Raw genomic sequence first — 12,921 nt, 5'->3', positions numbered from 1 at the left:
CCGTGCGTGGTGTGGAGCCTAGACACCTCCACCACACCGGAGGTCTTCGCCATGATCAAGACCTGCCGGCGTTAACAACGCTTGTGATCAATACAGCTAGGGCTTGCCAGACAGGCCATCGAGCCATCGCCCTGCCGTCGACGGCAGATCGGGCGCCCGTGCGCTCTGCTGTCGGCCCTCCGGGCCGGACGGCGGCGGCCGACTCGGTCTCGGCTGGACGGTTGCTGCGTGTCAGTAGACGGCGGCAGAAGGTGCATCTTGAACATCTGGGCGCCGCGACCACTGCTCTGCTCCGCCCGGCCGTCGAGGTTCCGGGCGACGGAGTCAGTAGCGCAGGGCGGTGGCGATCGAGGCGCGTACGTCCCCGGAGAGCTCGCGGTGGCTGCGCGCGGTGGCGTCGGCGGACCGGTCGGCGGCCACGTCCTTGAGGGTGATGACGACCGTGTCGAGGACGTTGCCGTCCTTGTCCTCGAAGTTGACCTGTACGGCGAAGGACTTCGCGGAGTCGGCGGTGTTGCGCGCGGTCACGGGGGCCGTGGCCCGTCCCTCGCCGTCGAAGGTGACGTCGCCGAGCTGCACGTCGTCCTTGGCCTCCACGCCGCCCTTGGCCTCGTCGAGCCGCCGCTGGGCCTCGGCGCTGGCCGAGGCCAGGGCGTCGGACGCCTCGGACGCGAACGAGGACGCCGCCGCCGACGCCTCGGAGGCCACCGATGCCGCGGCGGACCGAGCGCTGCTCGCCACGTCCGACGGGCTGCTGCTGCTGTCGTCGTCCGAGCACCCGGCGGCCCCCGTGGCCACGACCGCCGTCAGCAGCGCAGCCGCCGCACTCCGTGTCCAGCGTGCCGGCATACGGCCTCCCTCTGAGAAGTAGCATTCCTCTCCCAGTGAACGGCCCCTCGGCCGTGACTGCATGCGCACAGCCGGTGTTCACCCGCTCGGCTCACCTCCCGCCGCATCCGGCCGTCACGGCGTAGCCCGCACGGCCTGCCGGGCGAAGGCCGGTCGGTCGGCGCCGAGGTCCTGCTCGCACCAGGCCGCGCCTGGCGCGCGTGTCCGCGTCAGGGCTGGTCCCACAGGTCGGTGACGGCCTGGTCGGCCCGGCCGTGCGAGCCGTCGCCGTCCAGGGCTGCCGCGAGCCGGTGGGCCCGGACCGAGGGCAGGGCACTCGGCCGTACCCGGGTCAGGCGCGGTGCGACGTCCTCGCGCCCTCGAGGTCGGCCGCCGCGGGCCGGTCCCCCGCGGGGTGGAGGTCTGCCATGGGGGAAGTACCGGCACGGATGGCACGGGCAGCGACTTGAGTGACCCGCTCGTTCCGTCCGGCCGGCCGCCCACACGGCTGACGGCCGGCGCCCGCTCAGCCGGTCTTCTTCGCCTTCAGCAGGACCGCCGCCCCTACCCCCAGGCCCGCCACGCCCGCTCTGACGAGCGGACTGCGCCCCACTTCCGCGGCCGCGTTCTTCAACTGGCCCGGGTCCCGGGCCGCGTCCCACCAGCGGGTCGCCTCCCATGCCTGCCGCTCGTGGTCGAGTCCGAGCGACCTGTGGAAGTCGTCGACGGCGAGGGCGACCCGGTTGACGGAGCCGACCACCGCGCGGGACGTCGTCGCGTGCAGCAGCACGTGGGAGTCGGCCGCGTCGGCGGCCGCTTCCATGCGGGCCATCAGATGCCCGGTCTCGCGTGAGATGCGCTCCCGCCACTTCCGCCGGTCGGCGCTCAGCGCGAGACGGTGTCCGTCGAGGTCGTCCGGCGACTCGTCCAGCACGCGGTCCAGTCGCAGTACGTCGAGCGCGTCCTGCAGTCCGAGGCAGTGGGCCAGGACGACGAGCAACTCCCGGACGTCGGAGGCCGCTTGCTCGGCCGTCCTGGCGAGGTCACCGATCTTCCCGGTCGCGCCCTCCACTCTCGCCGCGACGGCGTCGAGCCGAAGCAGCGTCCACCCCAGGGCGTCGGTGATCGTGTGGGTCCTGCCCTGCACCGTGGACCAGGTGATCGCGTCGACCCGGTCGGTCCGCTCCCGGACGGTCATCGCGGAGTCGATGTCGAATCCCGCTCCGACCACCCTCGCCACCTCGGCGTACTTCTGGCCGCGGAGCACGTCGTCGACCTTCTTGTCGATCGTCGCCAGGCGGCTCTTGATCTCGTTCATCTCATGCTGCCGCGCGAGCTGCGCCATGATCCCCGCGGCGCCGGAGAGCACCGCCGGGTTGGTCAGGAACGAGCCGGGCCCCTTCGCGACCTGGAGCCAGGACTTGATCACGCCGGGCTGCCCCACCATCGCATAGCTGACGCCCGGCGTCCCGCTGTCCATCAGCCCGTGCTCCTTGACCAGTCGCGCGGACTCCTCGGTCAGTTTCACCCAGCGGCCCGCGCAGGCGGCGATCCCGGAGCCCGCCTGCGCGACTCCGGCTCCCCTGCGCAGCAGAGGTCCGAGCCGGGGCAGACCGAAGTCCCTGGACAGCGACAGCAGTCCCTCCGAGGCGAGGAAGCGCTCCACGGCGGCCGGCCTTCCGATGACCGCGAGTCCGTCACCGTCACCGATCAGCTGAATCTCGTCGTCCATCGCCCGCCCCTGTAGCAACCCTTCTGGCGCTCAAGGGTAGTTGCCCTGACGAGGGCCGCCTCCGCGGTTCGCGGATCCCATCAGCGGTGCGGGTCGGTGATCTCCCCTCGACCAGGACCCGCAGGGCACGGACGCCGCCGCGGGAGGCGGGCCGGTGGTGCTCCCGGGTGGTGTCCGCCCGGCTCGGCGTCCCGGTGTTCTTCACCTCGGACGCGCCCGACCGGGCCCGGGTCGTCGTCGCGGTCGTCGTCGCGGTCGTCGTGGCCTGCTCGGCCGTCGCCGTCCGGCGATGCCGGCACCCGCCGCCCGCCCGATCGCGGCCGAGCAGGTCTGACGCGCCCCTCCGCCCACCGGCCCGGCCAGGTCTGTCCCTCGCTCCGGATAGTGTCCTGCACCGAAGTGGCCGAGGCGGCCGGGCCGGTGCGGGCGCTCGCGCGACCGGCCGGCCGCGACGTCCGGCGCGGGTGCGCCGGCAGGCCCATGAAGCCGGCCAGGAAGCCTCTGGCCCGTCCGGAGACGGCGTGGTCGGCCGCGTGGGCGGCCGTGGCGGGCCTCCCGAGGGCCAGGTGGTCGAACATCGCGCTCATCACGGTCGCCGATGTCCCGCCGATCAGGCCACTGACCGCAGCGGAACGCACCGCAGTTACCGCCCGTTCCGCAGCGGCGGCGGCCTGCGCGACAGCCGGCGCCGGTCCGGCGACGCCCCGGCCCGCCGGGTCCCGTGCACCGCCGCCGCGGCCCTCACCTGCCCGTCCTGCGAGCCGATCCCTCACTCGTCCGGGTGAAACCGAGGGCCCTCGCCCGCTCTCCTCGCATGGGCCGGGCCGTGCTGGAGATGACTTGGGCAACGAAGCCGTGCGTTCGCGGAAGGAGGCCGTGATGAGCGAGGTCGTCTTCAGCGCCGATTTCACCTCCGACCGTCAGTGGGTCGCGGGGCGCTCCTGGGCGTATCCCGGCGGCGGACCGACCAATCCGGGGGACAACAAACTCGACCACCTCACCGCGGATCCCGCCTACTCCCGCACCGGTACGTTCCGCGCCACACGCCGCTCCGACGGCCTGTGGGACACGGGCCTGCTGACCACCGAGGAGAGCGCCGACGGTTTCATGGTGCGCACCGGGGACCAGCTGGACACCAGAGTGCGGCTGCCCGTCGGGATGGGTGCCTGGCCGGCGGTGTGGACCTGGCGGGACGGGGGCAACGAGGTCGACGTCTTCGAGTACCACCCGGACAACCCCGATCTGCTGGAACTCACCAACCATGTCCGCGGGGGCGGGAGTTACGTCCGCGACGACGCCGTCCGTCCGGGCGGTGTCATCGACCTGAGCGTGACCTTCGGCCGCCGCAGCGTGGTCTGGCGGCTCAACGGCAGACAGGTCTTCGCCGACGGCCGCGGAGTCGGTGCCTACTGGCGGGCCTCTCTGATCGTCAACCTCTCCGTGTGCGCGGGGCGTTACCACCCCCCGCCCGACGCCGGGGTGGACGAGCTGTCCTACGCGGTGGAGAGCCTGACCGTCACCCGGGGACGAACACCCCCGTGGCCCTAGCAGGTTCGGCCGCCACCGGGCAACGCCCGTCCGCGCACCCGCACGCAGGGGCGGAGTCCGTGCACCTGCTCCGTACAACCTTCTGGTCACCGCGGGTGTCTGGGAAGCGGCGAACGGCAGTACGACCCCGTTCGCCGTTTCCTTCACCGCCGCACCGACCGGGAGACCCGCCCCGTGAGCCGTACCACCACCGAAGCCGTGCGCGCCGCCGCGTTCGGCTTCGCCGCCGTCGCGCTCTTCCTCTGCCTGGTGTACGACCGTGCGGACGGGGCCCGTTGGGACGTACTGGCCGCGCTCGCCGCAGGTGCGGTGTGCGCCGGGGTGTGGGCCTTCGCCACCCGCGGGGAGCCCGTGCCCGCGCCCGGGCCGCGGCAGTGGCACGGGCTGCCGTCCGTGCTGCCCCGGAACCCGGTGGACCGGTTCGCGGTCGCGGGCATGCTGCTCGCGGCGACCGCGCCGTTCGCGGCGTACCGTTTCGCCGCGCACGGTGAGGTGCACGACGGCTTCCTGGTCCTCGGGGCCCTCCCGCTGGTCGTGTGGCTCCTCGTCTTCGTCCCGGTCCTGTGGAGGCTGCTGGTGCGCCGTCTGCCCGAGCGGCACCGGCTCCTCGCCCAGGACGCGGAGGCGGGACGGGTCGTGGCCGTGCGTTTCGAGTCGGCGGGCGCCGAATGGGCGCGGATCGTGGAGGAGGACAACCCCAGGCTCATCGACCCGCGGCCGGAGATCGCCCGGATGCTGAAGGTCCGCGACGAGCACGGCAAGTGGTACGGCGTGCAGGGCCTGCTCCCCGGGCTCTTCGGCCGGAGCACCGTCGGCGAGGTCTCCCTCTTCGGCGCCCGCTTCAAGGGTGAGCACATCTGGATCATGTGGCCGGAGCGCTGGGAGGCGGTTCTCGCGGTCGCGCGCAGACAGCGCCCTCCGGCGTACCCCGTGGCCGTCGTCTCCGAGACCGGCGAGATGATCTGGGGCTACGCGGCGATCGACTACACCGACCGCTACCTCACCGACCCGGCGAACCTGCGCCCCACCGTCCCCGGCCTGGCCGGGCGCCCGCTCCGCCCCCGGCCGGCCTTCCGTACGGCCGTCCACGGCCGCATGTACCTGCGCCTGGCGGTGGCGCTTGCGGCCCTGACGCCGCTGCTGCTGGACCTGGTCTCCGGCGCGGCGAGCGCCTGGCTCGGGTTCCTGGCCGCCGTGGCCCTGGCCGACGCCCCCTTCGCCGCGTCCCGTGCGAACGCCCGCGTCCCCGATCCCACCCGCTGGACGGTCCCGCCGGTCGCGGACCTGCGTACCGGCGGCGGAGCGGCTCGGTAGGACGAAACAGCCGGCGGCCGCCGACGGCGTGGGCAGGCAGGACGAGGGTCGCCACGCCGGTGTCGACTGCGGCTGTCAGACTGGTTCCATGCCGAAGAAGCGAGCGTCCGAGAAGAACTTCGCCGAGGTGGTCGCCTCACTGGAGCCTGCCGAGGGACCCGGTCCGGCCGAGGGCCGGCTCTCGCCCGCCAGTGCGGGTGAACTCGTCGACACGCAGGGCCGTACGTGGACGATGAGCCGGGGCCCGCTGGACGTGCGGCTGGCCAGACGGCTCGTGCGCGGCGCGGAGGAGATGGTCATCGGCGAGAGTGCCGGGGAGGTGCTGCGGCCGGTGCCGGCCGACGGGCGTGAGGAGGCGTGGTCCCTGATCAAGGACGCGCTGGAGGAGCCCGAGTCCGGACGGTACCGGGCGTACGACTTCCGCTCGGAGGACGGTCGAGTCCTGCTGTACGTGGAGGAGTTCTGCTGACGCCGTACGGGTCGGCGTGCGGCGGTACGCGTCGGGGCGGTCAGGAGTTCCTGACCGCCCCGACGTTCATGTCACCTCTCCCGTGTCACGACCGCGGTGTTCACCAGCGGTAGTGGTTGGTGCGGAAGATCCGTCCGAATCGGTTGATGAAGTCGACGTGGACGTGGGTGCCGGAGCTGCACGGGCCCCGGTAGCGGCAGCGGCCTCCGTACCGGGCCACCTGCTTCGCCTGACGGATCGCGGCCGCCTTGCTCTTGGCCCTGGGGGCCCACCAGTTCACGACGCCGCGCTTCTTGGGGATGTACTTGGCGCAGTTGTGGACCAGTGCGGACCGGCCGTCGGTGACCACGAAGTAGGTGTGGCTGCCGGCGACGGTCAGGTTGAAGACGGTGCGGACCGCGTGGGTGCGGCTGGTGGCCGTGACGGTGGGCGCGTGACCGGTCGGGTTCGACAGGCGCGAGCCCGGGGTCAGCTGGAACGCGTCGATCCAGCCGCGGCCCTGGACGAAGAACGGGTGCTTGGCGGTCGCGGTGATCTTCTTCGACCGGCCGTCGCCGTCCGCGTCCACGGACAGGGTGACGAGATCCTTGGTGCCGTGACCGATGATCACGTCGGAGACCGGGGAGACGGTGGTCTCACCGGTGATCTCGTCGACCGCCTGGACACGGTCCCCGACCTGCACCTGGCTGATCGGCAGCGTGCTGCCGTCGGCCATGACGACGGGCGTCTCGGGCAGGAAGGAGTTCCAGCGGCAGCTGCGGCCGATGGCCCGGGCGGCCCGCAGGGCGCGGTAGCCGCGGTAGGCGCGGTAGCCCCAGGCCGCGGCGCCGAGGCCGGGGATGAAGCCGGCCGCGGTGAGCGCGATGTCCCACTTGTTGCGCCAGGCCCAGCGCTTGGCCTTCTTGAAGAACTTCTTCCAGCCCCACTTGCCGTCGAGGTCGAAGCAGTTGACCGGGTCGGCCGAGCAGTACTCGTAGGCGTTGGCGTTGCCGCCGCGCTGCGGGTCGGTCGAAAGGAACCGGCCGGTGGCGGGGTTGTACTGGCGTACGCCCATGAGCGTGAAGCCCGCCACCGTCTCGCTGGAGCGCTGCTTGCCGCCCAGCCAGCCGTAGCGCACGGCCTGCTGCTTGTCGCGCGGGTTGCCGTACTCGTCGGTGTCGAGGACGATCGGCGCCTCTCCCGCGTTCAGCGGGAGTTGCAGCGCCACGTCGCCGTGGATGTCGGTGAACTGCAGCACCGTGTCACCGGTGGCGCTGGTGACCGCGCCGAGGTTCCCGGACAGGGAGTCCACGTTGCGGGTCAGGGCACCGGTGGCGGTGTTCTCGACGATCCAGCGCGGATTGTCGTTGTCGCCGTCGTAGTGGTTGAGCTTGCTCTCGGTCGGCGACCAGGTCCCGCCGCTGTTGGACTCCACCGTCCAGCCGCGGAAGCGCAGGGCGGCGTCGAGGGTCCAGGTCTGCCGCTTGCTGCCGCTGGTCTGCTGGTAGGCGAGGTCGTTGGCGTAGTAGCCGACGCTCACGCCGCCCGGCAGGGCGGTGGTGCGGCCGAACGCGTCGTAGACGTAACCGGCGTCGGTGATGCGGTCGGCGCTGTCGAACGTCGAGGTCCTGCTGGTACCTCCGGTGGCCGGGCAGTCCAGACCGGGCGCCGAGGCGGCCGTGGTCAGGGACGTGCGGTTGCTGTGCTTGTCGAACCCGTAGGTGCGCCGGGTGCAGACCGTGTCCACGGTGTCGTCGACCTGCACGAGGCGGCCGGCGGCGTCGTAGCGGTAGGTCTGGTCCGACCAGCCGGCGTGGCTGGTGGTCTGGCCCTGTACGGACTCGGTGACCGCGTCGGACATCACGACGGTGCCGTCGCTGTCACGGGTGTAGGTGCGGTCGACCGGGGCGCCGGTGGTGTCCTCGGTCTGGGTGAGGGTGTAGCCGCCGGGCAGCTTCTCCGTGGCGACCGAGCCGTCCGCGTCGTACGTCGCCTGGAAGACGCCCGCGACGGAGTCCGTCGCCTTCGTGGCCAGGCCGCGCGGCTCGACGGTGTGGTCGTAGGTGAAGGTGACGCTGGACGGGACGGTGTCGCTGACCTTGACCGGGCGGTCCAGCAGGTCGTACTCGGTGGTGGTCCTGCCGCCGTCGGCGTCCGTGTAGGAGGCGAGCCGGCCGAGCTTGTCGTAGACCCGCGTGATGGTGCCGCCGGTGGGCGACGTCGTACGGATCTCCTCACCGGTGGCCGGGTCGTACTCGGTGGTGGCCTCCGGGACGGCCTGGCCGCTGCCGCCGGTGACCTTCACGGTGACGGGGCGGCCGGCCGCGTCGTACGTGGTGGTCGTGGTGCGGGTGACGCCGTTCGCCGTGTCGGTGCCGACGGTGGCGTTGCCCCACCAGTCGTACTCGGTCGTCGTGGTGGGCAGTTGGGCCGGGTTGCTGCCGCCGCCGGTGATGGCGCCGCCGGGGCCGGTGGAGCAGACGAGGTCGGCCCACTCCGGCCGGCCGGCGCACGGGCCGGTGCCGGTCGCCGACCAGTACGAGGTCACGACGGTGCCCGCGTCGGCGCCGGTGCTGCCGGTGTTGTACGTCTTGACCACGCGGCCCAGCGCGTCGTACTCGGTCGTGGTGGTGATCGCCAGTCCGGCCGGGTCCTGGATCGACTTGACCGGCAGGCCCTTGGCCCAGTCGTACACCGTCTGCACGACCCGGGTCTCGCCGTGCACCCCGGGGTGCTCGCGCACCTGGGCGCCGGTGGTGACCTTGGTGACCTGGTCCTTGACCTTGGCGGTGCCGTCGGTCGGGCGGCCCGTGTCGTACTCGTTGACCGTCCAGCTGCGGGCGGTGACGGGCGAGCCCGCCGCCACCAGCGTGGTCGTGCCGGACTTCAGGTCCGCGGTGAGGTCGACGCGGTGCAGCGGGCCGAACTCCTCCAGCTCCCGGGTGCCGTTGTCGTTGTAGACGGACTCGGTGCTGAGCAGGTCGGCGCGCTCGGCCGAGGCGAGCGAGGCGATGCCCAGCTCGGCCTGTGCGGCGCGGTCCGCGGCGGTCGTACCGAGCGCCAGGGCCCGGTTGGCCGCCGTCAGCTCACGGACGGTGTTGCCGAAGCGGTCGTACTCCGTCGTCGAGATGTGCCCGCCGGGCGTGGCGGCGTTCACCGCGCGGCCCGAGACACCCATGTACGTGACGTCCGCACGCTGGTACGACGTGGCGGTCAGGGCGCTGCCCGCGTTCGACGCGGGGACGGAGTCGGCGGGGAACACGGCGGTCGCGTCGGTCGGCGCGTCCGTCTGGCCCCATGCCTTCACATCGGCGGCGCCCATCTTGTACGGGGCGGTGGTGCCGGTCAGCGGCACGTCGTAGACGACGCTGGTGGCGGCCTCCCCCTCGACGACGTCGAGGGTGCCCTGCTTCAGCGCGGGACGCGACGCCTTGAGCAGCATGCCGTCACCGGCCGCGCTGCTGGAGCCGGCCTTGCCGTAGGTGAACGTCCACGGCAGCTGCCCGGGCGGGGTGACCTGCGTGACGCGGCCCGCGCCGTCGTAGGCGTACTGCGTCTTCAGCACGGGGCTGATCAGCGGGTTCCACGTCTCGGTGAGCCGGCCTGCGGCGTCGTAGCGGTAGGTCTGCACGGCCTTGGAGGTCGCCGCGGCGGCGCCGGGGTCGGTCGACCAGAGGCGGATCTCCTTCACCTGGCCGGCGAAGTCACCGAGGGTGGAGGCGGTCGCGGTGGTGGCCGTCGCGTAGACGAACTCCAGCGAGCGGCAGCCCTTCGTGGCCGGGGTGGCCGTGCAGGTCGCGGCGGACGCCGCCGACGTCGGCGCGATGACGCGCTTGGGGCGGGCCAGCGTCCTGCCGTCGACGTTCACCGTCTCGGAGACCACGGTCGTCGAGGTCTGGGCCAGGCCGTCCATCAGCGCGCTGGAGACCTGCCAGGTCGTCGCGGCCGGGTCCGGCTTGGTGAACTCGGTGACGGTGCCCTCGGTGTCGGAGAGGGTGAAGCTGCCGGTGACGCTGCCGGTGAGGGTCAGCTCCTCGGAGCCGGGCTCCGGGATCCAGCCGGTCTTCGCCGCGTTGGCGGTGAAGGAGATCTCCTCGCCCTCCAGGTCCACCACGGCCACGGCCGTGTCGGAGATCCTGCGCAGGTAGGAGTAGTCGGAGTCGGTGGCCTCGGCGGCCGTGCCCGACACCCACTCCTTGCCGAAGATGGCCACCTGGCCGGTCTGCTGTGCCCCGGCGTCCGGCTTGCGGGAGGACGCGGTGCGGGTCACCGACAGGTCGAAGTGGGTGGTGTCGGTGGCGGACAGGGTGTAGTCACCGGTCAGCAGGTTGAGCTCGCCGGGGCCGATCTCGTCGGTCGCGGCACCGGACGCGGTGCGGTCGACGACGACGGTCAGCGGCTGGGTGCTGCCCGAGGCGCTGCCGGGGCCGGTGAAGTCGGCCTTGATCTGGACGGTGCCGTCCGGGTCGACCGTGGTGGTGGCCTCCCACACCAGCTGGGCGTTGCGGCCGGCCGTCAGAGGCACCGGCCAGGCGGTCAGCGGGGTGCCGCCGGAGGTGACGTGCGCCGCCGGGATCTGCACCCACGGGTCGGCCTCGGAACGGCGCCAGGAGAACGACACCTTGTCGAACTTCGAGCCGTCGGCCTCCGCGACGAGCGGCAGCCGTCGGGCGGTGCGCTCGCCCTCGTCGGGCTGGACGAAGCCGCCCGGCCCGGCGTGGAAGGTGTAGTCGACGGCCTCCGACTTGTTGTCGGCCTTGTCGACCTGCCGGACCTGGAGGGTGTGGGTGCCGTCCTTGGGCGGGGTGACGCTGATGGCCTTCGCGGCGGTCGAGCCGCCGGTGGCGACCTTCGTCCAGGTCACACCGTCCAGCGACCACTCGAGCCAGTTGTGATCGGTGCCGTTGGGGGTGACGGTGAAGGTGCCGGCCTGCCCGGCGCCCTTGACCCACGCGGTGGACGGGTAGTCCGTCGACGTGATCGAGGCGGGCGCGGACGGGGCGGTGGTGTCGACCGTGAAGGTCTTCCACTCCGACCAGCCGAGGTTGTAGTGCGTGCCGTCGTACGGCGAGGTGCGGAACTTGTACGTCTTGCCGTTGGTCAGCACCCCGGCCGGGACGGTCACCGAGGCGACCTGCCCGGAGTTCACCCACGGCGACACGATGACGTTACCGACCTGGGTGTTGGTGGCGGCGTCGAAGATCTGGAAGGTGCCGTTGACCTTGTCACCGTTGGGATCGACGAACGTGTCCCGCAGGGTCGGGGTCAGCGTGTTGACGACGTAGGCGCCGCTGTAGGAGTAGTACGGCGGGCCCGCTTCCTGCTTGGTGCCGGTGCGCGGGCGGTAGTTGTAGGTGACGACCAGCTTGGGCGGGTTCGACGCGGCGTTCGCGGAGTTGACGCGCTTCCACTGCCCGGTGACGTTCTCGTCGGAGGCGCGCAGGCCCAGATGGGACCTGGCGGCCTTCGCGGAGGCCCACTCCTGCACCAGCGTGGTGACGTTCGCGTTGATCCAGCCGTCCGGCTGGGTGCTGCAGGAGGCGTTGCCCCGGGTCTCCGAGGAGGTGGCCTTCTCCGCGATCCACGCCGGCTGGGCCGTCCACCGCGAGGAGGTCGACGCGGCCCCGGTGGACCACACCTCCCACGGCTGGTTCGGGCAGGACGAGCCGGTGTAGTTGCCGGAGTGGAAGTTCCACAGCGACAGCTTGGCGTCCATCACCAGCGCGTCGGCGATCGGCGCGGTGTTCCAGGAGATGAAGGAACGCGCCGTGCGGAAGGTGCCGTCGGCGTTCTTCGTACCCGGGTTGCCGAGGTCCAGCTCGGTGTCGGCGGACCAGTCGACGGTCTCGCCCTGCTGGACGTACGTGTCGAAGACGTTGCTCAGCGCGGAGGTGGACGGGTCAACCGTCACCGGGTACTTCGTCTTCGGGTCCGCGAGGAACTTCGCGTCGGGGGTGAGGACGAGGTCGACGGAGCCCTTGCGCTGGACGACCTCGAGGCCGACCTTGGCGCGGTGGGTGTGTTCTCCGGAGACCTTGTCGGTGGTCGCGTCCCACATCACCGGGGCGGGCATGACGGCCCGCCGCTTGTTCTTCCGGTCGGTGAAGAGGAGGCTGCCGTCCTTCTGCTGCTTGACCTTCAGGCCCTTGGCCTTCAGCGGCAGGGTGTAGGTGTAGCCGTCGGTGGCCGGGCGCTGCCGGATGTCGACGTACTGCTCGTAGCCGGTACGGGTCGCCTCCACGACGACGTCCGCGCCGGGTACGGCGTTCACGTAGGTGGCGCGCGTGCCCTCCAGCCGCGGCTTGGGCAGGCCGCCCTTCCACTGGAGGGTGATCTGCTGGTCGCCTTCGCCCAGGGTCACGAGGTCGCGTGCCGCGGCGGTGGCCGTCTCCCGCAGTGAGCGGGCCTTCGCGCCGCCGCCGGCGTTGAGCCGCAGCCCGTTGGGGTGGCCCACGGGCTCGACCGCGCCGCCGGCCTGTTGCACCAGGGTGAGGTCCACCGGGTGCCAGCGGCCGTTCTCCTGGTAGCGGATCGGGCCGGCCGTGAGCTCGGTGGTGAGCGAGCCGTCCTTGTTGGCCCACGTCGTCGAGGTCTCGGTCCGTTCGGAGAGGGCCTCGACCCGTCTCCCCGACAGTCGTGCGGCCACGCGGGCGGACGGGATGTCGGCCGCCTGCGTCACCGCGGGCTTCGGGTCCTTTCCTGCCTTGTCCGCCTCTGCCGCGAACGCCGTGCCGGTGGCGTCGAGCAACGAGACGGCCAGTGCGAGGGCGACGCCTCCCGCAGTCGAGCGGAGTGTCCCCCCGGACCAAGGCCGGCCCCGTTCGCTGGGACCGGGTATATGGATCGTCATGACTCCTCGGTCTCTTGTGAGTTGCTGTGCGTCAGCTGTGTGTGACGCTGTTGCAAAAGTAATGGGGAGGAAGTGAACTGGAATTGCTACAAGTTGCGACAACTGAGGCCGGAAGGTGCTCAAACTGCCCCGTGATCTAGGCCACTTGTGCCATCCGGGCGCACGCCGTGCGGTGTCTGCCGTTCCCTCGGGTGAACGCGG

At 71.9% G+C, this 12,921-nt stretch carries 6 protein-coding genes; 3 read left to right on the top strand and 3 right to left on the bottom strand.

The genetic code is table 11. The annotated features are described in order from the left end of the window. Nucleotides 1–324 precede the first annotated feature (324 nt). Together ACIGXJ_RS35590 and ACIGXJ_RS35585 are read right to left on the bottom strand one after the other, a co-directional pair. Nucleotides 325–849 (bottom strand): hypothetical protein, encoded by a 525-nt coding sequence (locus ACIGXJ_RS35590; protein ID WP_399654559.1) that lies wholly within the window; start codon nt 847–849, stop codon nt 325–327. A 505-nt stretch (nt 850–1,354) separates the two neighbouring features. Continuing rightward, on the bottom strand, nt 1,355–2,560 hold the full coding sequence (locus ACIGXJ_RS35585) for a hypothetical protein (protein WP_399654557.1): 1,206 nt from the start codon (nt 2,558–2,560) through the stop codon (nt 1,355–1,357). Between the two features lie 879 nt (nt 2,561–3,439). Between ACIGXJ_RS35585 and ACIGXJ_RS35580 the strand changes: the two genes are divergently transcribed. The 3 genes from ACIGXJ_RS35580 to ACIGXJ_RS35570 all read left to right on the top strand — a co-directional run bounded on the left by ACIGXJ_RS35580 (nt 3,440) and on the right by ACIGXJ_RS35570 (nt 5,891). Continuing rightward, entirely contained in the window at nt 3,440–4,108 is a 669-nt protein-coding gene (locus ACIGXJ_RS35580) for a beta-glucanase (protein WP_399654555.1), read from the top strand. Nucleotides 4,109–4,282: 174 nt separating this feature from the next. Beyond that, nucleotides 4,283–5,422: a hypothetical protein gene (locus ACIGXJ_RS35575; protein WP_399654552.1), complete on the top strand. Its 1,140-nt coding sequence runs from the start codon at nt 4,283–4,285 to the stop codon at nt 5,420–5,422. Between the two features lie 88 nt (nt 5,423–5,510). Continuing rightward, complete coding sequence (locus ACIGXJ_RS35570) at nt 5,511–5,891, top strand: hypothetical protein (RefSeq protein ID WP_399654549.1); 381 nt, start codon at nt 5,511–5,513, stop codon at nt 5,889–5,891. Between the two features lie 100 nt (nt 5,892–5,991). Here the strand turns inward: ACIGXJ_RS35570 and ACIGXJ_RS35565 are convergent, their stop codons facing one another. Then, a complete protein-coding gene (locus ACIGXJ_RS35565) occupies nt 5,992–12,720 on the bottom strand; it encodes a polymorphic toxin-type HINT domain-containing protein (protein WP_399654547.1) in 6,729 nt (2,242 codons plus the stop codon). Nucleotides 12,721–12,921 lie beyond the last annotated feature (201 nt).

The organism is Streptomyces sp. NPDC053367 (assembly GCF_044545925.1).
Taxonomy (GTDB): domain Bacteria; phylum Actinomycetota; class Actinomycetes; order Streptomycetales; family Streptomycetaceae; genus Streptomyces.
This window is presented reverse-complemented; position numbering and strand designations above follow the sequence as displayed.

Coding starts and splice junctions, on each gene's coding strand:
- ACIGXJ_RS35590 (WP_399654559.1), bottom strand. CDS start 849: ATGCCGGCACGCTGGACACGGAGTGCGGCGGCTGCGCTGCTGACGGCG.
- ACIGXJ_RS35585 (WP_399654557.1), bottom strand. CDS start 2,560: ATGGACGACGAGATTCAGCTGATCGGTGACGGTGACGGACTCGCGGTC.
- ACIGXJ_RS35580 (WP_399654555.1), top strand. CDS start 3,440: ATGAGCGAGGTCGTCTTCAGCGCCGATTTCACCTCCGACCGTCAGTGG.
- ACIGXJ_RS35570 (WP_399654549.1), top strand. CDS start 5,511: ATGCCGAAGAAGCGAGCGTCCGAGAAGAACTTCGCCGAGGTGGTCGCC.
- ACIGXJ_RS35565 (WP_399654547.1), bottom strand. CDS start 12,720: ATGACGATCCATATACCCGGTCCCAGCGAACGGGGCCGGCCTTGGTCC.